The sequence below is a fragment of the Bradyrhizobium genosp. SA-4 str. CB756 genome (genome assembly GCF_000473125.1).
GTDB classification, from domain to species: Bacteria; Pseudomonadota; Alphaproteobacteria; order Rhizobiales; family Xanthobacteraceae; genus Bradyrhizobium; species Bradyrhizobium arachidis.
In genome coordinates, this window is sequence record NZ_KI421499.1 from 5,356,030 (window position 1) to 5,374,097 (window position 18,068).

At 64.7% G+C, this 18,068-nt stretch carries 22 protein-coding genes; 13 read left to right on the forward strand and 9 right to left on the reverse strand.

The genetic code is table 11. The annotated features are described in order from the left end of the window. Positions 1-7: 7 nt before the first annotated feature. A complete protein-coding gene (locus tag BRAGE_RS0126050; protein ID WP_027558263.1) occupies positions 8-382 on the reverse strand; it encodes a PRC-barrel domain-containing protein in 375 nt (124 codons plus the stop codon). Positions 383-525: 143 nt separating this feature from the next. Between BRAGE_RS0126050 and BRAGE_RS0126055 the strand changes: the two genes are divergently transcribed. The 7 genes from BRAGE_RS0126055 to BRAGE_RS0126085 all read left to right on the forward strand — a co-directional run bounded on the left by BRAGE_RS0126055 (position 526) and on the right by BRAGE_RS0126085 (position 5,761). Beyond that, the gene (locus BRAGE_RS0126055) at positions 526-2,313 is read left to right on the forward strand and encodes a thiamine pyrophosphate-requiring protein (protein ID WP_027558262.1); all 1,788 of its coding nucleotides are present in this window, start codon (positions 526-528) and stop codon (positions 2,311-2,313) included. A 3-nt stretch (positions 2,314-2,316) separates the two neighbouring features. Continuing rightward, positions 2,317-2,544 carry a hypothetical protein gene (locus BRAGE_RS0126060; RefSeq protein ID WP_027558261.1) on the forward strand — a complete coding sequence of 76 codons (228 nt, stop codon included), beginning with the start codon at positions 2,317-2,319 and terminating at the stop codon, positions 2,542-2,544. An 88-nt stretch (positions 2,545-2,632) separates the two neighbouring features. After that, positions 2,633-3,184 (forward strand): DUF4142 domain-containing protein, encoded by a 552-nt coding sequence (locus BRAGE_RS0126065; protein ID WP_027558260.1) that lies wholly within the window; start codon positions 2,633-2,635, stop codon positions 3,182-3,184. A 202-nt stretch (positions 3,185-3,386) separates the two neighbouring features. Next, the gene (locus BRAGE_RS0126070; RefSeq protein ID WP_027558259.1) at positions 3,387-4,277 is read left to right on the forward strand and encodes an SDR family oxidoreductase; all 891 of its coding nucleotides are present in this window, start codon (positions 3,387-3,389) and stop codon (positions 4,275-4,277) included. Positions 4,278-4,374: 97 nt separating this feature from the next. Beyond that, the gene (locus BRAGE_RS0126075) at positions 4,375-4,962 is read left to right on the forward strand and encodes a phosphatase PAP2 family protein (RefSeq protein ID WP_027558258.1); all 588 of its coding nucleotides are present in this window, start codon (positions 4,375-4,377) and stop codon (positions 4,960-4,962) included. Further along, positions 4,959-5,306, forward strand: coding sequence for a DUF3147 family protein (locus BRAGE_RS0126080; RefSeq protein WP_027558257.1), 348 nt, complete (start codon positions 4,959-4,961; stop codon positions 5,304-5,306). Before BRAGE_RS0126075 ends, BRAGE_RS0126080 begins: the two co-directional genes overlap by 4 nt. Further along, entirely contained in the window at positions 5,306-5,761 is a 456-nt protein-coding gene (locus BRAGE_RS0126085; RefSeq protein ID WP_027558256.1) for a DUF3147 family protein, read from the forward strand. The genes BRAGE_RS0126080 and BRAGE_RS0126085 overlap by 1 nt, the downstream gene beginning before the upstream one ends. Here BRAGE_RS0126085 and BRAGE_RS56435 read toward each other — a convergent pair whose 3' ends face one another. Continuing rightward, complete coding sequence (locus BRAGE_RS56435) at positions 5,762-5,956, reverse strand: hypothetical protein (RefSeq protein ID WP_027558255.1); 195 nt, start codon at positions 5,954-5,956, stop codon at positions 5,762-5,764. Then, the gene (locus BRAGE_RS56000; RefSeq protein ID WP_167336524.1) at positions 5,940-6,098 is read right to left on the reverse strand and encodes a hypothetical protein; all 159 of its coding nucleotides are present in this window, start codon (positions 6,096-6,098) and stop codon (positions 5,940-5,942) included. Before BRAGE_RS56000 ends, BRAGE_RS56435 begins: the two co-directional genes overlap by 17 nt. A 172-nt stretch (positions 6,099-6,270) precedes the next feature. Between BRAGE_RS56000 and BRAGE_RS0126105 the strand changes: the two genes are divergently transcribed. Further along, positions 6,271-6,519 (forward strand): hypothetical protein, encoded by a 249-nt coding sequence (locus BRAGE_RS0126105; protein WP_027558254.1) that lies wholly within the window; start codon positions 6,271-6,273, stop codon positions 6,517-6,519. 195 nt (positions 6,520-6,714) lie between these two features. Here the strand turns inward: BRAGE_RS0126105 and BRAGE_RS0126110 are convergent, their stop codons facing one another. The 3 genes from BRAGE_RS0126110 to BRAGE_RS56905 all read right to left on the reverse strand — a co-directional run bounded on the left by BRAGE_RS0126110 (position 6,715) and on the right by BRAGE_RS56905 (position 7,453). Continuing rightward, entirely contained in the window at positions 6,715-6,936 is a 222-nt protein-coding gene (locus tag BRAGE_RS0126110; protein ID WP_027558253.1) for a hypothetical protein, read from the reverse strand. Positions 6,937-7,005: 69 nt separating this feature from the next. After that, positions 7,006-7,137, reverse strand: a complete 132-nt coding sequence (locus BRAGE_RS57605) for a hypothetical protein (RefSeq protein WP_265440642.1) — start codon at positions 7,135-7,137, stop codon at positions 7,006-7,008. Between the two features lie 121 nt (positions 7,138-7,258). Beyond that, complete coding sequence (locus BRAGE_RS56905) at positions 7,259-7,453, reverse strand: hypothetical protein (RefSeq protein ID WP_027558252.1); 195 nt, start codon at positions 7,451-7,453, stop codon at positions 7,259-7,261. A 94-nt stretch (positions 7,454-7,547) separates the two neighbouring features. Here BRAGE_RS56905 and BRAGE_RS0126125 point away from each other — a divergent pair, with 94 nt between their 5' ends. Then, on the forward strand, positions 7,548-8,060 hold the full coding sequence (locus BRAGE_RS0126125) for a DUF4142 domain-containing protein (RefSeq protein WP_027558251.1): 513 nt from the start codon (positions 7,548-7,550) through the stop codon (positions 8,058-8,060). Between the two features lie 5 nt (positions 8,061-8,065). Here BRAGE_RS0126125 and BRAGE_RS0126130 read toward each other — a convergent pair whose 3' ends face one another. Continuing rightward, positions 8,066-8,362, reverse strand: a complete 297-nt coding sequence (locus BRAGE_RS0126130) for a hypothetical protein (RefSeq protein ID WP_035730072.1) — start codon at positions 8,360-8,362, stop codon at positions 8,066-8,068. A gap of 269 nt (positions 8,363-8,631) precedes the next feature. On the opposite strand from BRAGE_RS0126130, the gene BRAGE_RS0126135 reads away from it, so the two are divergent. Then, complete coding sequence (locus tag BRAGE_RS0126135) at positions 8,632-14,925, forward strand: HAMP domain-containing protein (protein WP_028146366.1); 6,294 nt, start codon at positions 8,632-8,634, stop codon at positions 14,923-14,925. Between the two features lie 13 nt (positions 14,926-14,938). Then, positions 14,939-16,429: an HWE histidine kinase domain-containing protein gene (locus BRAGE_RS0126140; protein WP_027558248.1), complete on the forward strand. Its 1,491-nt coding sequence runs from the start codon at positions 14,939-14,941 to the stop codon at positions 16,427-16,429. On the opposite strand, the gene BRAGE_RS0126145 is transcribed toward BRAGE_RS0126140, so the two are convergent. Next, positions 16,426-16,647, reverse strand: a complete 222-nt coding sequence (locus BRAGE_RS0126145; protein WP_027558247.1) for a hypothetical protein — start codon at positions 16,645-16,647, stop codon at positions 16,426-16,428. The two genes, BRAGE_RS0126140 and BRAGE_RS0126145, sit on opposite strands and share 4 nt — an antisense overlap. A gap of 141 nt (positions 16,648-16,788) precedes the next feature. Between BRAGE_RS0126145 and BRAGE_RS0126150 the strand changes: the two genes are divergently transcribed. Next, positions 16,789-17,046: a hypothetical protein gene (locus tag BRAGE_RS0126150; protein WP_027558246.1), complete on the forward strand. Its 258-nt coding sequence runs from the start codon at positions 16,789-16,791 to the stop codon at positions 17,044-17,046. 94 nt (positions 17,047-17,140) lie between these two features. Further along, on the forward strand, positions 17,141-17,374 hold the full coding sequence (locus BRAGE_RS0126155) for a hypothetical protein (protein ID WP_027558245.1): 234 nt from the start codon (positions 17,141-17,143) through the stop codon (positions 17,372-17,374). 79 nt (positions 17,375-17,453) lie between these two features. Here BRAGE_RS0126155 and BRAGE_RS0126160 read toward each other — a convergent pair whose 3' ends face one another. Next, positions 17,454-18,014, reverse strand: coding sequence for a type 1 glutamine amidotransferase domain-containing protein (locus tag BRAGE_RS0126160; RefSeq protein WP_027558244.1), 561 nt, complete (start codon positions 18,012-18,014; stop codon positions 17,454-17,456). Positions 18,015-18,068: the final 54 nt, after the last annotated feature.

Sequence of the window (18,068 nt, forward strand, 5' to 3'; positions counted from 1 at the left end):
CTGGATGCTATGCGAAGGGAACGCCGTAATAGGAGTTGATGCCGCGAACCGCGGCGTCGTCACCCCAGTTCCAGTCGCTCCGATCGCCGTATTTCGGCGCGCCTTCCAGCTCCTTGGTGGTGATGCCGGTGACATAGCCGCCGAGCTCCGTGTCGTATTTGAGCGACTGCCAGGGCAAGGGATAGTGATCATTGCCGAGCCCCAGGAAGCCGCCGAAGCCGAGCACGGCGTAGGACACCTTGCCGCTGACCTTGTCGATCATCACACGCTCGATCGAGCCGATCCGGTTGCGATCCGCGCCATAGACCGATGTTCCCTCGACCTTGTCGCTGCCGATCAACCGGCCCATCTCGCCGCGGTCCAGTTCGCCTTGATTCAACATATCAATTCTCCACTCTGCCAATGTGTGAACCAACCGCACAGGCGAGCGATCGTTCCGGCACGCAACCTGCCCAACATTCAGGAACATCGCCGGAAACGCGCGGTTCTCTAACGTCACACCGAGAGAAACCGGAAGCCGCCTCGATGTCCCAGACCGTCTCCGACTTCATCGTCCAGCGCCTGCATCAATGGGGCGTGCGGCACTTGTTCGGTTATCCCGGCGACGGCATCAACGGCGTGTTCGGCGCGCTGAACCGGGCGGACGGCAAGATCGGCTTCGTGCAGGCGCGGCACGAAGAGATGGCCGCGTTCATGGCAACCGCTTATGCGAAGTTCTCGGGCGAGCTCGGCGTCTGCATCGCGACCTCGGGCCCGGGCGCCTCGCATCTCATCACCGGCCTCTATGATGCGCTGCTCGATCACCAGCCGGTGCTGGCGATCGTCGGCCAGCAGGCACGCGATGCGCTGGGCGGGAACTACCAGCAGGAACTCGACCTCGTCTCGATGTTCAAGGACGTTGCCGGCGCCTATGTCATGCAGGCGTCCTCGCCCGCGCAGGTGCGGCACCTGATCGATCGCGCGGTGCGGACTGCATTGGCCCGGCGTGCTCCCACCGCGATCATCCTGCCCAACGATCTCCAGGAAGAGCCCTACGAAAGCCCGCCCCGTGCGCACGGCACGCTGCATTCCAGCGTCGGCTACAATGCGCCCAGCATCTTGCCGCGCGACGCCGATCTCGACCGCGCCGCGGAGGTGCTCAACGCCGGCAAGAAGGTCGCGATGCTCGTCGGCGCCGGCGCGCTCCACGCGACCGACGAGGTCATCGCGGTCGCCGACCGCTTGTCGGCTGGCTGCGCCAAGGCGCTGCTCGGCAAGGCGGCGCTGCCGGACGATCTGCCTTGGGTGACCGGCGCGATCGGGCTGCTCGGCACCGAGCCCAGCTACAACATGATGATGGGCTGCGACACGCTGCTGATGGTCGGCTCCGCCTTTCCCTATGCCGAATTCCTGCCCAAGGAAGGCGCTGCGCGCGGCGTGCAGATCGACATCGACGCCAGCATGATGTCGATCCGCTTTCCCATGGAAGTCGGCCTCGTCGGCGATGCCGCAGAGACCTTGCGCGCGCTGCTGCCGCGGCTCGCGCCGAAGGCCGATGGAGCCTGGCGCAAGGGGATCGAAGAGGACCTCGCAAAATGGTGGAAGACGCTGGACGACCGCGCGCATCAGCCAGCCGCGCCGGTCAATCCGCAACTGGTCGCCTGGGAATTGTCCCCGCGCCTGCCTGACCGCGCCATCATCACCAGCGATTCCGGATCCTGCGCCAACTGGTTCGCGCGCGATCTGAAGATACGCCGCGGCATGATCGCCTCGCTCTCGGGCGGCCTCGCCTCGATGGGCGCCGCGGTGCCTTATGCGCTTGCCGCGAAATACGCCCATCCGGACCGGCCGGTGATTGCGCTGGTCGGCGACGGCGCGATGCAGATGAACAACATGGCCGAGCTGATCACGGCCGCGAAATACTGGCGCTCCTGGCGCGACCCGCGCTTCATCGTCTGCGTCTTCAACAACGAGGATCTCAACCAGGTCACCTGGGAGCAGCGCATCATCAACGGCGATCCTAAGTTCGAGGCCTCGCAGCGCATTCCCGACGTGTCCTATTCCCGCTTCGCCGAGATGATCGGCCTCACCGGCATCTTCGTGGACAGTCCGCAGCTGCTCGGCTCGGCCTGGGATCAGGCGCTGGCGAGCGAGAGGCCCGTCGTGCTGGAGGTGAAGACCGATCCCGAGGTGCCGCCGCTGCCGCCGCACATCACGCTCCAGCAGGCCAAGAACTTCTCGCTCGCGCTGATGAAGGGCGATCCGAACGAGAGCAGCGTCATCAAGGGCGCGGCACGGCAGGTGCTCGAAACCATCCTGCCCGGAAAGGAGTGAACCATGAGCGATTTCCGCGATATCCAGCATGGCGTCAACGACCCCGTCGATGGCGTCGACGTGAAGCAGCACTTCAACGACAACAAGACGCCCCACGAGCGCGCACAACACCATGCCGACGTGCGTGCAGAGCCTTCGGCCTCGCCAAGCGAGCCGTTTCTGCCCGAGCGGCTGCGGCGCAAGCCGACCGATCCGATCAATCCGCGCACCGGCCGCAACCCCACCGATTAGCCGTTAGGAACCTCGGCCCCAGCGGTGGGTTGGTCGGCGCAACGTCGCGCGGCGGGAGGCTGCGCGCCCACATCGGAGAGATCGGACCATGAAACGGACCATCGTCGCCATCGCCTGCGTGCTGCTTGCAGGCCCCGCGCTCGCCCAGTCGCTGGGCGAGAAGACCGGGGTCAATTCGGCACTCGGCGTCGCGCCCACCACAGCCGACTTCGTCAAGGAGGTGGCGATCAGCGACATGTTCGAGATCGAATCGAGCAAGCTCGCCGAGCAGAAGGGCAATGCGCAGGAGAAGGCCTTCGCCCAGCAGATGGTGACGGACCACACCAAGACCAGCGGCGAGCTGAAGGGCCTGGTCAGCGGCGGCAAGGTGCAGGCGACGCTGCCGACGGCGCTCGACAGCTCGCACCAGAGCAAGCTCGACAAGCTCAAGGGCGCGACGGGCAAGGATTTCAGCTCGGACTACAATTCCTACCAGGTCAGCGCCCACGAGGACGCCGTGTCGCTGTTCGAACGCTATGCCAAGGGCGGCGACAATTCCGCGCTGAAGGACTGGGCCGGCAAGACCCTGCCGGCACTCAAGCACCATCTCGACATGGCCAAGGAGCTCGGCAAGGCCCCGAGCGTCGGTCAGTCGAAGTAACCATCTTCTGATGGACGCCGGCCCTTGCGGTCCTCCCCGTTAGCAACGATGCCGGTCTCGGCGGATTGATCTCAAAATCGCGGAGACCATCGTGGCACAGCAAGACAAGACCTCACTCACCCGCCGGCACGTCGTTCACGCCGCGAGCACAACGCTCGCGGCGGCTTCGCTGGCGTCTTCGTCAGTGAAAGGAGAGACATCCATGGCCGAGCAGAAGCTGATCGACCCCGTCATCCGCTATCCGAAGCCACCGTTCAAGAAGCAGTCGCAGCCCTGGCCGGGTCTTGCCGGCAAGATGGAGCCGCGCCCCGATCATGGCGAGACCAGCTACAAGGGCTCCGGCCGCCTTGCCGGCCGCAGGGCGCTGATCACCGGCGGCGACTCCGGCATGGGCCGCGCCGCCGCGATCGCCTATGCGCGCGAAGGCGCCGACATCGCCATCAACTATTTCCCGACCGAGGAGGCAGATGCGCAGGACGTGATCGCGCTGATCAAGAAGGAAGGCCGCAGCGGCGTTGCCATCCCCGGCGATCTCCGCGACGAGGCTTTCTGCAAGACGCTGGTCGAGCAGGCCGTACAGCAGCTGGGCGGGCTCGATATCGTGGTTTGTAACGCCGCACGCCAACAGAGCCGCGAGTCGATCGTCGATGTATCGTCCGAGGATTTCGACGCGACCATGAAGACGAATATCTACGCGCCATTCTGGATCATCAAGGCGGCGCTGCCGCATCTGGGGCCCGGGTCCTGCATCATCGGCACGACCTCCGAGCAGGCTTACGATCCGTCTCCGGAGCTCTACGATTACGCGCAGACCAAGGCGGCGACGATGAACTACGTGAAGTCGCTGGCCAAGCAGCTCGGCCCGAAAGGCATCCGCGTCAACGGCGTCGCGCCGGGCCCGATCTGGACGCCCCTGCAGGTCTCCGGCGGCGCATCGATGGAGAAGCTCGAGAAGTTCGGCGGCATGACTCCGCTCGGGCGCCCCGGCCAGCCTGCCGAGCTCGCGTCCATTTACGTGCAACTGGCCGCGGCGGACGCAAGCTACGCGACCGGTCAGGTGTATGGATCCGCCGGCGGATCAGGTCAGCCATAGCCTCGGCGCCGCGGGCCGATGACAGGTAAAAGCCAGGAACGATCGCCGCCTTCCTGGTTTACATAACTGTCACAAAGGAACCACCGCCTGCGGACCGATGGCGCTCGCAACTGTCAAACCTACCCGGATCGATACAGCGATCGCGAACGAGATCGCGGACCACACCAACCCAGGGCTTGAGCACGCTGCCGAGACGTTGACGTGGGGCGCCGACGAGCACGTGCTGCTCGCACTCGCCGCGGCAGGATGGCTCTACACAAGGCTGCGGCAACCGCAGGAGCGCCGCCTTGCCGATCACGTGCTGATGGTGTCGATGGCGACAGCCGTGCTGCCGCACGTCCTGAAGTCAGTGTTCAATCAGACGAGACCGGACCGGCTGACAGTGCGCGGCCATCGGCGCGGCATTCCCTTTTCCGGACGATCCCGGGACGCATTTCCCTCAGGTCACGCCGTGCATATGGGGGCACTCGCCTCCGCCGCCGGCCTGTTGTCGCCGGCGCGGCGCCGGGTGGCGCGCGCGCTCGCCGTGGCGCTGTCGTTGACGCGGGTGGCGCTGCTTGCGCATTGGACCAGCGACGTGGTGGTAGGCTTCACGCTCGGCGTCCTCGTCGAGCGGCTGCTCAGGCCGTTCACACTCGGAAAGTCAGGGCAGCCGCGGCCTTCAGCTTTCCGGGTGCGGCCATGACGGAATATCTCGTGCGTTTCATCGCCGGCGGCCTGATCGTCTCCGTGTTCGCGATCTGCGGCGACATGCTGCGGCCGAAAAGCTTTGCCGGGCTGCTCGGCGCCGCGCCCTCGGTCGCGCTGGCGACGCTTGGCATCGCCGTGGTCCAGCATGGCCCGCAATATGCTGCGGCCGAGAGCTGGACGATGATCTACGGCGCGATTGCCCTCGCCTGCTACAGCCTCGCGGTCTGCCATTTGGTGATGAGGCTTCGTCTCGCCGCGCTGCCGGCCACCATTGCCGCCTTCGCGGTATGGCTCGTGGTCGCCTTCGGCCTGCTCGCGGGCTTCGGAGGTGCGGCGTGATGCTCGTCAAGCTGTCGTCCGCCTCGCTCAAGCAGACGCGCTGGTACGAATACGGCATTCGCTTCCTGTTCGGAGGCCTGGCCACGGTTTTCGCTGGCCTCGTCAGCGCGCGCTTCGGCGTCGCCGTTGGCGGGCTGTTCCTCGCGCTCCCCGCCGTCCTCTGCGCCAGTGCGACGCTCATCGAGAGCCATGAGCGCCGCGCCAAGGAGAAGACCGGCCTCAGTGGGCGGCGACGCGGGCAGCAGGCCGCAGCGCTGGACGCTGCGGGGGCCGCTCTTGGAAGCATTGGTCTTGTGGCGTTCGCTTCTGTCTTTTACGCCCTGGTTCCGGCGAGTGTGGTCGGCGCATTCGCCGCCGCCTTTCTGGTGTGGGCTGCCGTCGCGGTGGCGGCGTGGTCGCTGAGGCGGACGCTTCGCATCACCTCCGGCCGCAGACAGTCCGAACGCCGGGCGTGATCAGCGAGGAGCCGTAGCCTCTTCTCGTAACATCAGGAAACCGTACATCTCGGCGGCGGTCTGAAGCTGATCGAGGCGCGCGAGAACCGAGTCGCGCAGGTGTCCGTCCGGCAAGCCGGACAGCTCATGCTCGAGCCGCAGCCTGTGCGCATCGAGGCGTTGCTCGAATGTGTGCGGCTCAGATCGTCTTCGCATCGTCCGTCCTCGGCGGTTGCAGGCCGGGGCTGTTGGCCCAGCGCTCGACCTGTTCGATGACCTTCTGGTGGCTCGGACGCACCGGCTTGGGGGCTTCGGGCTCCTCGGAAAGCTTGCGGGGTAACCTGACGTCCTGTGTCATGGCTTCTCTCCCTTTCAAAGAGAATGCGCCATCGCACGAGTCGTTTCAACGTAACTTATTGATTTTACTGATGTTTCTTACTAATTTGATGATTTTTCCGACTCTTGTGGAACTCCAGACAAGTTCGTTCATTGAGTAAACTACTCAACTTACACATTTTGCGTGATCGACCATGAACGACCTTCGCGCCGAGCGCCTTCAGGTCATGCTCTCGCCGGAAGAGTTGGCCGCCGTTGACGATTTCCGGTTCAAACACCGTATGCCCACGCGTGCAGCAGCGGTCCGCGAACTACTCAAGTTCGGACTGGCCGCCCTCGGCGTTGACGCCGTGGCTGGCGTGAAATCGAGCAGCTTCGGCGTGTTCGGCCGCGGCCCTGAGGGCCACACTCAGGGCGAGCCTGACACCGGCAAGGACGACTAATCCAACGTCCTACTCGCAAGCAAAACGGCCCCGGCACGGGAGTGCCGGGGCCGTCCTTGGAGATTGCTTCCGGCGCACCGGGGGCATGACAGCCGGAAGCAACCCGTCGACTCTTCGCGCGGGGATTCGTTCCTCGCGCTATTTTTGCAGCATGATCTTTCCGGAAAACCGCTTCACAGTTTTCCGGATCGTGCTCTAGCCGCTCGGTGCGGAGCCGGAATCATCCGGCGTCATGCCCGAGCCCGGCGTCTTGCTGTTGTCGTTAAGCTTGGGATCGCGCGTCGCTTCACGCGACGGCGAGCCCTTCGGATTCGTTTTTTGGGGATCCGTCTTGTGCACGGTCTGTGCGCGCTGCTTGTCGCTGGGCTGGTCTTCAGCGCGCTTATCCCTAACGATGCCGTGGTCGGAATGCGCCATGATGTCCTCTCGCTTCTCCGATGTCTCGAAGCGCTTACGCACCGCGGCGCCGAATGTTCCGGCGTGGCACTAACTGTGCGCGGCGTGGACCGCGACCGATGCCTTCTCCAGATGCACCTGCCGAACGGTCGTCACCGTCGCGAACGCGACCGAGACGCCGAAGGCGAGAATGAGTGAAAGCAGAGCCAGACGTGGAGCCATCGCAAAACCTCCTTCCGGAATCGGAAAAATCAACGCGATCGACTGTTGCTCAATGATCCCAAATTGGTCGCTTGCATTCCGTGAGCGGTCTCACACGCGGATCCACGAAGCGGAGAGTTACTTACGCACTTCGCGTTTGAGGGGTCCGGATCGTAACGGGCGGGATTTCGCCATCAAGCCAATCCTGCTCGTTGGCGAGCGCCGTCCAGGCGTCCGCCATGCGTGAGTAACGCTTGTGGGCAGGTTGTCCCTCCGCTCGCTCGGCGAGCTGAAGACAGTTGTCCGCGTTATCCCTGAAGATGTCAGACTGTTTCATCACAAGCATCTGGGGATGGAACTCCCGCGTCGCAACCGGCCTTACTCCATCGTAAGGTTAGGGAACTTCGCACGCCGCCAGTCATTGGAGCTGCATGAGGATTCTTGTCGCGATTGTCCTGACCTTCATCAGCACCGCGGCGCCCGCCGACAATACGGGTGAGCGAACGGCCGGCGACCGCACGCCGACCACGACCGACGTCATCAGCGGCCTCTACAGCTTCAGCCGCTTCCAGCAGGGCCTTCTGGAGAGCACCGATCTGAAGGGCAACGCGGAGGTCAAGAACCTCGCCGCCTTGCGCGCCGAAGAGGCGGCCAAGCGCGACAAGGCGCTGAAGCAAATCCAGGAGGCGATCGGCACCGAGCCGCGCGCCGGCAAGACGACATCGGTGAGCGCAGGCCTCGTCGAACCCGAAAATTCGGACGGGCCGACTTACGTCAGAAGCTTCTATGCCGCACAGATTCCCGAGTATGAATCCGTCATCAGCCTGCTCGATCACTATCTGAAGGCACCCGATAATGCGCAACTCGCCGCCTTCGCGCGCGAGCAGCTCCCGGCGCTGCGCTCGCAGGTTAGAGATGCCGAGCGCACCATGGCGGATAAATAGCCGCTTTACTTGTCATTCGGATGATGTTGCTGGCTCTCCGGCCGCACGGTGCGGTCGCTGTCCGGCATCCTGTCCCGGCCCGCATCGCCATTGTCATCCTTGCCGCCCGAGGTCGAGGTGCCGCTGCCGCTCGGGTTCGACCTGGTCGAGCTCCTCCCGGTGGTTGACGAGCCGGCATGCGGGGTAGCGGAGCTGGCGGCGGGATCGCCGGTCACGGCCCCGCGGCCGCTCGGCGTACCCTGGGCGAACGCCGATCCCGCGGCGAACAATAAGACGATGATCGCGGCAATTCCTGCTCTCATATGCACACTCCCTCTCTTTCGGGCTAACCGCAGGGGCGGCGCTCCGTTCCGAGCATCGCCGGCGTGGAGGGTCACCACGCCTATGGCAATTTTTTCCGAAGCCGCATGGAACCAATCCGATTGATCACCGTTAAATCGGCCGGGCTGAGCAAAGCAGGTTCCATTTGCACGCGTCGCAACCTTAACGCTTGATTTCGAATTTGGCTGACGCTCTATTTTGACCAACCGCGTTGTGCCAGGATTCGGCCGATGCCTGCGGGGGAATCAGTATGAGCGACCTCGATCCCGGAACTGCATCACGCTCCGGTCGTCGCGTCCCAAAACCTAAAACCAACGGTATGTCAGAGCCGGATTCCCGGGCGGAACTGCTACTCGTCTTACAGGCCATGCGCAGCGGCGATTTCTCCGCGCGGATGAGCGGCGACTATCTCGGTATCGACGGCAAGATCGCCGACACTTTTAACGAAATCATCGCCGCCAATCAGCGCATGGCGCAGCAGCTCGAGCTGGTCGGCCAGGTCGTCGGCCGCGAAGGCAAGACCCGCCAGCGCGTGAAATTCGGCCTCGCCTCGGGCTCCTGGGCCGACATGGAAGGCTCGGTCAACACTCTGATCGACGATTTGCTCTGGCCGACGCGCGAGGTGACCCGCGCGGTCGCCGCCGTCGCCCAAGGCGACCTGCTCCAGACCGTCAAGCTCGATGTCGACGGCCGGCCGCTCCGCGGCGAATTCCTGCAGTCGGCGACCATCGTCAACACCATGATCAAGCAGCTCGGCGTGTTCACCTCCGAGGTGACGCGCGTGGCGCGCGAGGTCGGCACCGAAGGCAAGCTCGGCGGCCAGGCCCAGGTGCCTGAGGTGACCGGCGTCTGGAAGGACCTGACCGAGAGCGTCAACTCGATGGCGAACAACCTGACCAACCAGGTTCGCAACATCGCCGAGGTGACGATCGCGGTGGCCAACGGCGACTTGTCGAAGAAGATCACGGTCGACGTCCGCGGCGAGATCCTTCAGCTCAAGGAAGCCATCAACACGATGGTGGACCAGCTGCGCTCCTTCGCCTCCGAAGTCACCCGCGTGGCGCGCGAGGTCGGCACCGACGGCAAGCTCGGCGGCCAGGCGATCGTGCCCGGCGTTGCCGGAACCTGGAAGGATTTGACCGATTCCGTGAACGCGATGTGCGGCAACCTCACCGCACAGGTGCGCAACATCGCCAACGTCACCACGGCCGTGGCTCGCGGCGACCTCTCGCGCAAGATCACGGTGGACGTGCGCGGCGAGATCCTGGAGCTGAAGGACACCATCAACACCATGGTGGACCAGCTCAACTCCTTTGCCTCGGAAGTGACGCGCGTCGCGCGCGAGGTCGGCACCGAAGGCAAGCTTGGCGGCCAGGCCCAGGTGCCTGGTGTGGCCGGCACCTGGAAGGATCTCACCGACAACGTCAACTTCATGGCGTCGAACCTCACCGCGCAGGTCCGCAACATCGCCGACGTCGCCACCGCCATCGCGGGCGGCGACCTGTCGAAGAAGATCACCGTGAACGTCTCGGGCGAAATCCTTCAGCTGAAGGAAACGCTCAACACCATGGTCGACCAGCTCAACGCCTTCGCCGGCGAAGTCACGCGCGTCGCCCGCGAAGTCGGCACCGAAGGACGACTGGGCGGCCAGGCCAACGTGCTCGGTGTCGCCGGCACCTGGAAGGACCTGACGGAAAGCGTCAACTCGATGGCGTCGAACCTCACCGCGCAGGTCCGCAACATCGCCGAGGTGACGACCGCGGTCGCCGGCGGTGACCTGTCGAAGAAGATCACCGTGGACGTTCGCGGCGAAATTCTCGAGCTGAAAGACACCATCAACACCATGGTGGATCAGCTCAACGCCTTCGCCGGCGAAGTCACGCGCGTGGCGCGCGAGGTCGGCACCGAAGGCAAGCTCGGTGGCCAAGCCCAAGTGCGCGGCGTCGCCGGTACGTGGAAGGACCTCACCGACTCCGTCAACTCGATGGCTTCGAACCTGACTGGCCAGGTCCGCAACATCGCCGAGGTCGCGACCGCGGTCGCCAAGGGCGATTTGTCGAAGAAGATCACCGTGAACGTGTCGGGCGAGATCCTTCAGCTGAAGGAAACGCTCAACACCATGGTCGACCAGCTCAACGCCTTCGCCGGCGAAGTCACGCGCGTCGCGCGCGAGGTCGGCACCGAAGGCAAGCTTGGCGGTCAGGCCCAGGTGACGGGCGTCGCCGGCACCTGGAAGGACCTGACCGACAACGTGAACTCGATGGCGGGCAACCTCACCGCCCAGGTCCGCAACATCGCCGAAGTCGCCACCGCGATCGCCGGCGGCGACCTGTCGCGCAAGATCACCGTGGACGTGCGCGGCGAGATCCTTCAGCTCAAGGACACGCTGAACACGATGGTCGACCAGCTCAACCGCTTCGCGGGCGAGGTGACGCGCGTGGCGCGCGAGGTCGGCACCGAAGGCCGTCTCGGCGGCCAGGCCAACGTGCCCGGCGTCGCCGGCACCTGGAAGGACCTCACCGACAGCGTGAACTCGATGGCGGGCAACCTCACCGCCCAGGTCCGCAACATCGCCGAAGTCACCACCGCCGTGGCGCGCGGCGACTTGTCCCGCAAGATCACCGTGGACGTGAAGGGCGAAATCCTCGAGCTCAAGAACACCATCAACACGATGGTGGACCAGCTCAACGGCTTCGCTGGCGAAGTGACGCGCGTCGCCCGCGAGGTCGGCACCGAAGGCAAGCTCGGCGGTCAGGCCGAGGTGCCCGGCGTCGCCGGCACCTGGAAGGACCTCACCGACAACGTCAACTTCATGGCCTCGAACCTGACGGCCCAGGTCCGCAACATCGCCGAGGTCGCGACCGCGATCGCCGGCGGCGACCTGTCGAAGAAGATCACGGTCGACGTGCGCGGCGAGATCCTGCTGCTCAAGGACACCTTGAACACCATGGTCGAGCAGCTCCGCTCCTTCGCCGCCGAAGTGACGCGCGTGGCGCGCGAGGTCGGCACCGAAGGCCGGCTCGGCGGTCAGGCCGTCGTGCCCGGCGTCGGCGGCACCTGGAAGGACCTCACCGACAACGTCAACCTGCTCGCCGCGAACCTCACGACGCAAGTCCGCAACATCGCCGAAGTCACCACCGCCGTGGCGCGCGGCGACTTGTCCCGCAAGATCACCGTGGACGTGAAGGGCGAAATCCTCGAGCTGAAAAACACCATCAACACCATGGTGGACCAGCTCAACGCCTTCGCCGGCGAAGTGACACGCGTGGCGCGCGAAGTCGGCACCGAGGGCGAACTCGGCGGCCAAGCGCAGGTGCCCGGCGTCGCCGGCACCTGGAAGGATCTCACCGACACCGTGAACTTCATGGCGGCCAACCTGACCGAGCAGGTCCGCGGCATCGTCAAGGTCGTGACAGCGGTCGCCAACGGCGATCTCAAGCAGAACCTCACCGTGAAATCGAAGGGCGAGGTCGCAGCCCTCGCCGATACCATCAACAACATGACCGAGACGCTCGCGACCTTCGCCGATCAGGTCACTTCGGTGGCGCGTGAGGTCGGCGTCGAGGGCCGTCTCGGCGGTCAGGCCGACGTGCCCGGCGCCGCCGGCACCTGGAAGGACCTCACGGGTAACGTCAACCTTCTGGCGGCCAACCTCACCTCGCAGGTGCGCGCGATCGCGGAAGTGGCGACCGCCGTGACCAAGGGCGATCTGACGCGATCGATCCAGGTCGACGCCCGCGGCGAAGTGGCCGAGTTGAAAGACAACATCAACACGATGATCACGAACCTCCGTCTGACGACGGACGTGAACACCGAGCAGGACTGGCTGAAGACCAATCTCGCCAAATTCACCAACATGCTGCAGGGCCAGCGCGACCTGGCCACCGTCGGCCGACTGCTGCTCACCGAGCTGTCACCGCTTGTGAATGCCCATACCGGCGTGATCTATCAGGTCGAGAACGAGGACAATCCGCAGCTCTTGCTGCTCGCCTCCTATGCCAGCGACGGCGTCTATCCCTATCAGCGCGTGCTCCAGTTCGGCGAAGGCCTGATCGGCCAGTGCGCTCTCGACAAGCGGCCGCGGGTGGTGGCCGACATTCCGTCCGATGTCGTGCCGATCAACTCGGCATTGTTCCGCGTCGCGCCCAAGAACCTCGTCGTGCTGCCGGTGCTGTTCGAGGGCCAGGTCAAGGCCGTGATCGAGCTCGCCTCGCTGGTCTCGTTCACGACCTCGCAGATGACGTTCCTGGAGCAGCTCACTGACTCCATCGGCATCGTGCTCAACTCGATTGAAGCGACGATGCAGACCGAAGGCCTGCTCAAGCAGTCGCAGCAGCTGGCCGGCGAGCTCCAGACCCAGCAGCGCGAATTGCAGCAGACCAACGACCAGCTCGAGCAGAAGGCGCAGCAGCTCGCCGAGCGCAACGTCGAGGTCGAGCGGAAGAACCAGGAGATCGAGCAGGCCCGCCGTGCGCTGGAGGAAAAGGCGACCGAGCTCGCGCTGACCTCGAAGTACAAGTCCGAATTCCTTGCCAACATGAGCCACGAGCTGCGCACGCCGCTGAACTCGATCCTGATCCTGGGGCAGCAGCTCACCGACAATCCGGACGGCAACCTCACCCTCAAGCAGGTCGAATTCGCCCGCACCATCCATGGCGCCGGCACCGACCTGCTCAACCTCATCAGCGACATTCTCGATCTCTCCAAGATCGAGTCCGGCACGGTGACGGTCGACGCCGAGGAGATCCTGACCGCGAACCTGCTCGAGACCGTCGGCCGGCCGTTCCGGCACGAGGCGGAGAACCGCAACCTGTCGTTCAAGATCGACCTCGATCCGAACCTTGCGCGCAGCATCGTCACCGACTCCAAGCGGCTGCAGCAGGTCCTGAAGAACCTGCTCTCCAACGCCTTCAAGTTCACCGCCGAAGGCGAGGTGTGCCTGACGGTCGCCGGCGCCGTCGGCGGTTGGGGCACGGATCACCCGGTGCTGAACTCCGCGCCGGCCGTGATCGCATTCGAAGTCTCCGACACCGGCATCGGCATTCCCCTGGAGAAGCAGAAGCTGATCTTCGAAGCGTTCCAGCAGGCCGACGCCGGCACCAGCCGCAAATACGGCGGCACCGGCCTTGGTCTTGCCATCAGCCGCGAGCTCGCAAGCCTGCTCGGCGGCGAAATCCATCTGCGCAGCGCGCCGGGCAAGGGCTCGACCTTCACGCTCTATCTGCCGCTGAAATATTCCGGCCCGACGCTGGCGCCGCGCGCGCCCGCACCGCAGGCCTATAGCCAGCCGCCCGCGCTGCAGCCGTCCGCGCCCGAGCAGCAGCGCGTCATCGAGCAATTGCCCGACGACCGTCTCAACCTCGAACCCGGCGACACCATCCTGCTCATCGTCGAGGATGATCCGCATTACGCGCGCGTGCTGGTGGATCTCGCCCGCGACAAGGGCTTCAAGGTCCTGGTCGCCGCGCGCGGCGCCGAAGCGCTGGAGCTTGCCAAGCAGTACCAGCCGCGGGCCGTCTCGCTCGACGTGTTCCTGCCCGACATGCTCGGCTGGACGGTGCTGAGCCAGCTCAAGCACAATCCGCTGACCCGCCACATCCCCGTACAGATCATTACGCTCGACGAGGACCGCCAGCACGCACTGGCCCGCGGCGCCTTCTCCTTCGTCAACAAGCCGACGACGACGGAAGGCGTGGCAGCTGCGCTGACGCAGATCAAGGAATATGCGCAGCCGCGGCGCAAGCGGCTGCTGATCGTCGAGGACAATGAGGCCGAGCAGCTCTCGATCCGCGAGCTCCTGCACCATGACGACATCGAGATCGTGGCAACCGACACCGGCGCGGGCGCGCTCTCAACGCTGCGCGAGGCGCCCTGCGACTGCGTCGTGCTCGACCTCAGGCTGCCTGACATGAGCGGCTTCGAGGTGCTCGACCAGATCCGCAAGGACGATGCGCTGTCGAACATTCCCGTCGTGGTCTTCACCGGCCGCGAGCTCTCGGCGGAGGAAGACGCGGAACTCCACACCATGGCGCGCAGCATCGTGGTCAAGGGCGTGGAATCGCCGGAGCGCCTGCTCGACGAGACCGCTTTGTTCCTGCACCGCGTGATCACGGAACTGCCGGTCGAGAAGCAGCGCATGCTGGAGAAGCTGAACAGTTCCGACGAGGATCTGATCGGCAAGACCGCCCTGTTGGTCGACGACGACGCCCGCAACATCTTCGCGCTGTCGAGCGTGCTGGAACGGCGCGGCATGAAGGTGCTGACGGCGACGACCGGCAGCGAGGCGGTCACACTGGTCGAATCCAACCCGGAAATCGCCATCGTGCTGATGGACATCATGATGCCGCAGATGGATGGCTATCAGACCATCGGCGTCATTCGCGAAAATCCGGCCTTCGCCCGACTTCCGATCATCGCGCTGACCGCCAAGGCGATGAAGGGCGACCGTGAGAAATGCCTGGAAGCCGGCGCGTCCGATTACCTCGCCAAACCCGTCAACACCGATCAATTGCTGCTTGCGATCCGCATGTGGCTGCACCGTTGAGCTGGATCCGCGAATGGACCACGAAAAGGTCAATATCCTCCTCGTCGACGACCAGCCGGCCAAGCTGCTCGCCTACGAGGTGATCCTGAAGGATCTCGGCGAGAACCTCGTGATCGCTTCGTCCGGCCGCGAGGCGCTGGAGGTGCTGCTCAAGACCGAGATCGCGGTGATCCTGGTCGACGTCTGCATGCCCGAGCTCGACGGTTTCGAGCTCGCCGCGATGATCCGCGAGCATCCGCGCTTCCAGAAGACCGCGATGATCTTCATCTCGGCGATCCAGGTCAGCGACATCGACCGGCTGCGCGGCTACGAGATGGGCGCGGTCGACTACGTCCCCGTGCCTGTTGTGCCCGAGGTGCTGCGCGCCAAGGTCAAGGTGTTTGCCGAGCTCTATCGCAAGACGCGGGAGCTCGAGCGGCTGAACCAGGACCTCGAGGATCGCGTCCGCGCCCGCACGGCGGAACTGGAGAACTCCACCGCGAAGCTGCGCGAGAGCGAAGAGCGGCGCAGCATGGCGATCGCCGCCGGCAAGATGGGATCATGGGACTGGGACTGGATCAACGGCGACTGGATGTGGGACGAGGGCCAGTTCCGCATCTTCGGCGTGACGCCGGAGACCTTCAACGTCACATCGGCGAACATCCAGGCGCTGCTGCACCCGGATGACATCGATCGGTTCGGCGAGGCGGTTGCGGCATTCAACACCGGCGCGCGTGCCTATGAAGGGGAATTTCGCGTCAACCGTCCCGACGGCGAGGTGCGCTGGTGCGTCGGCACGGCGGCCGCAACGCTGGACCACGCCGGCCGTGTCGTGCGGGTGAGCGGCGTCACGGTTGATATCACCGAGCGCAAGCGGGCCGAGGAACGGCAGAATCTGCTGGCGCGGGAGGTCGATCATCGCGCCAAGAACGCGCTGGCGCTGGCGCAATCGATCGTGCGCCTGACCCGGGCCGACGAGGTCAAGGCCTATGTCAACGCCGTCGAGGGCCGCATCAACGCGCTGGCGCGCGTGCATACGATCCTGTCGCTGTCGAGCTGGCAGGGCGCCGAGCTCTCCAGGCTGATCGACGAAGAGCTTGCGCCCTATTCGCTCGGCGGCCAGATCAAGCTCGCCGGTCCCGAAGTTCAGTTGCTGCCGGCCACCGCCCAGACGCTGGCGCTGGCGCTGCACGAGCTTTTCACCAATTCGGCAAAGTATGGCGCGCTCTCGACGCGGTCCGGGCGGCTCATGATCGGCTGGCAGGTCGAGGACGACCTTCTCAAGCTGACCTGGGAGGAATCCGGCGGCCCGCTTGTCAGGACGCCGAAATCGCGCGGGTTCGGCACGCGCAGCCTGCTTGCCAGCGTCGAGTCCCAGCTCGGCGGACAGGCGCAATTCGATTGGCGAGCGGAGGGCCTGTTGTGCCGCCTGGACGTGCCGCTGACACGCAAGTCTGCGGCGACGACGGCACCCGGCAAGTTCGAGGCGGCCGGCTCCGTCGAATTGCAGCGCGCATCCGGTTAGCCCGACGCCGCGCTGGTCCTGCGCTGTGCCGTCTGCGGTTCGCGAGCGATGCGCCCCTCAAGCCAGGCTTCCGTTCGGGCCAGATCGCGCAGCGCCTTCGCATAGCGGCGGGCCGCGCTTCGCTCCGCGCCGCGCGGCAACTGGCGTGCCTTGCGCAAGATGTCCGCGGCCGCGTTGCGATAGGCCAGCGAGCGGTAAAGAAAAACTACCTTACCCATATCGAATGTTCCCGTGTTGCTGGCCCATATCCTCGCAAGCCCGGCATGAACGTCGGATGAAGCGCGCGACGGAATTCCTTGATCCGGATGGAACCAAAGAACGTCTCGCGCGTTTGCCTGCTGGATTCGGGACGCAGTTCCATGCGCGCGAAAAAGTCATCGGATCTGATTTCTCCCACTGGCATCATCAAGCTGATGACGCATGCGATGATGGGCGCAGCCCTCGGCCTCGCCTTCAGCCTCGCGCTCATCCTGTCCAATCCAGCGGTCGCCAATCTCTTGAATGACGGCGGTCGCCAGGCCGTCATCGTCTTCACCCTCACACTCGTGACGACCTTCGCGATCGGCGCGACACTCACCGGCGTCGTGTTCATCCTCGCAGAGGACAAGCAACCTTGAAGCTTGCGTGAAGCGAGCGAAATCTTTGTTGGGAACTCCTGCGACGGACGGCGGTTGGCAGCCTGCGTCATTTTAACTCAGGGAGTTCCCCCGCATGAAGACGACCAAGCTCGCTCTCACCGTGATGCTGGCAACCGGCCTTGCAGCCGCCCCGTTCGCCGCGCAGGCCAAGTCGCACAAGGCCAAGCATGGATCCTCGATGTCATCGTCGCAGACCACCGGCGCCAACACCAAGCCCTCCAAAGGCCCCGACGCCTCCGGCCAAGGCGGTTCTGGCCCGGGCTCCGATCAGGGCGGCACGATGACCAAGGGCGGCATGAGCAAGTAAGCTCAAATAGCTTCGGCCGCATCTCAAACAAAAGCCCCGCGGCAACGCGGGGCTTTTCGTCGAAACAGTGCAGCAAAGGTCAGGCAGCGCTGCGCTGGACGTGACGACCTTCCTTCACCTCTTCGATGATCTTGGCGCTGAAGGCGTCGAGGTCGCCGGGGTTGCGCGAGGTGATGACGCCCTGATCGACGACGACTTGTGAGTCTTCCCATGTCGCGCCGGCGTTGATGACGTCGGTCTTGATCGACTTGTATGACGTCATCTTGCGACCCTTGGCGATGCCGGTCTCGATCAGGAGCCAAGGCGCGTGGCAAACGGCAGCGACAATCTTCTTGGCGTTGAATATCTCCTTGATGAAGGACAGCGCCTTCGGCTCGACGCGCAAGAGATCCGGATTGATCTGGCCGCCGGGCAGCACGACCGCGTCGTAGTCGTTGCTGGAAACCTGGTCGAGCGTCTTGTCGACCTTCACCGGACGTCCCCAATCTTTCTTGTCCCAGCCCTTGATCTCGCCCGCCGCGAGCGAGACGACGTGGACCGTCGCGCCAGCCTGCTTCAGGCGATCGCGCGGCACTTCCAGTTCCGATTGCTCGAAACCGTTGGTGGCGAGAATGGCAATCGTCTTGCCCTTGAGATCCATGGAACGCTCCATCGCTATGAGAGGAGCCCGGTCAATCGGTCGAACCGGCTTCCG

Bases quoted from the DNA above. Each gene is read 5' to 3' on its own strand.
- BRAGE_RS0126050 (WP_027558263.1), bottom strand. From the start codon at position 382: ATGTTGAATCAAGGCGAACTGGACCGCGGCGAGATGGGCCGGTTGATC.
- BRAGE_RS0126055 (WP_027558262.1), top strand. From the start codon at position 526: ATGTCCCAGACCGTCTCCGACTTCATCGTCCAGCGCCTGCATCAATGG.
- BRAGE_RS0126060 (WP_027558261.1), top strand. From the start codon at position 2,317: ATGAGCGATTTCCGCGATATCCAGCATGGCGTCAACGACCCCGTCGAT.
- BRAGE_RS0126065 (WP_027558260.1), top strand. From the start codon at position 2,633: ATGAAACGGACCATCGTCGCCATCGCCTGCGTGCTGCTTGCAGGCCCC.
- BRAGE_RS0126070 (WP_027558259.1), top strand. From the start codon at position 3,387: ATGGCCGAGCAGAAGCTGATCGACCCCGTCATCCGCTATCCGAAGCCA.
- BRAGE_RS0126075 (WP_027558258.1), top strand. From the start codon at position 4,375: ATGGCGCTCGCAACTGTCAAACCTACCCGGATCGATACAGCGATCGCG.
- BRAGE_RS0126080 (WP_027558257.1), top strand. From the start codon at position 4,959: ATGACGGAATATCTCGTGCGTTTCATCGCCGGCGGCCTGATCGTCTCC.
- BRAGE_RS0126085 (WP_027558256.1), top strand. From the start codon at position 5,306: ATGCTCGTCAAGCTGTCGTCCGCCTCGCTCAAGCAGACGCGCTGGTAC.
- BRAGE_RS56435 (WP_027558255.1), bottom strand. From the start codon at position 5,956: ATGCGAAGACGATCTGAGCCGCACACATTCGAGCAACGCCTCGATGCG.
- BRAGE_RS56000 (WP_167336524.1), bottom strand. From the start codon at position 6,098: ATGACACAGGACGTCAGGTTACCCCGCAAGCTTTCCGAGGAGCCCGAA.
- BRAGE_RS0126105 (WP_027558254.1), top strand. From the start codon at position 6,271: ATGAACGACCTTCGCGCCGAGCGCCTTCAGGTCATGCTCTCGCCGGAA.
- BRAGE_RS0126110 (WP_027558253.1), bottom strand. From the start codon at position 6,936: ATGGCGCATTCCGACCACGGCATCGTTAGGGATAAGCGCGCTGAAGAC.
- BRAGE_RS57605 (WP_265440642.1), bottom strand. From the start codon at position 7,137: ATGGCTCCACGTCTGGCTCTGCTTTCACTCATTCTCGCCTTCGGCGTC.
- BRAGE_RS56905 (WP_027558252.1), bottom strand. From the start codon at position 7,453: ATGAAACAGTCTGACATCTTCAGGGATAACGCGGACAACTGTCTTCAG.
- BRAGE_RS0126125 (WP_027558251.1), top strand. From the start codon at position 7,548: ATGAGGATTCTTGTCGCGATTGTCCTGACCTTCATCAGCACCGCGGCG.
- BRAGE_RS0126130 (WP_035730072.1), bottom strand. From the start codon at position 8,362: ATGAGAGCAGGAATTGCCGCGATCATCGTCTTATTGTTCGCCGCGGGA.
- BRAGE_RS0126135 (WP_028146366.1), top strand. From the start codon at position 8,632: ATGAGCGACCTCGATCCCGGAACTGCATCACGCTCCGGTCGTCGCGTC.
- BRAGE_RS0126140 (WP_027558248.1), top strand. From the start codon at position 14,939: ATGGACCACGAAAAGGTCAATATCCTCCTCGTCGACGACCAGCCGGCC.
- BRAGE_RS0126145 (WP_027558247.1), bottom strand. From the start codon at position 16,647: ATGGGTAAGGTAGTTTTTCTTTACCGCTCGCTGGCCTATCGCAACGCG.
- BRAGE_RS0126150 (WP_027558246.1), top strand. From the start codon at position 16,789: ATGCGCGCGAAAAAGTCATCGGATCTGATTTCTCCCACTGGCATCATC.
- BRAGE_RS0126155 (WP_027558245.1), top strand. From the start codon at position 17,141: ATGAAGACGACCAAGCTCGCTCTCACCGTGATGCTGGCAACCGGCCTT.
- BRAGE_RS0126160 (WP_027558244.1), bottom strand. From the start codon at position 18,014: ATGGATCTCAAGGGCAAGACGATTGCCATTCTCGCCACCAACGGTTTC.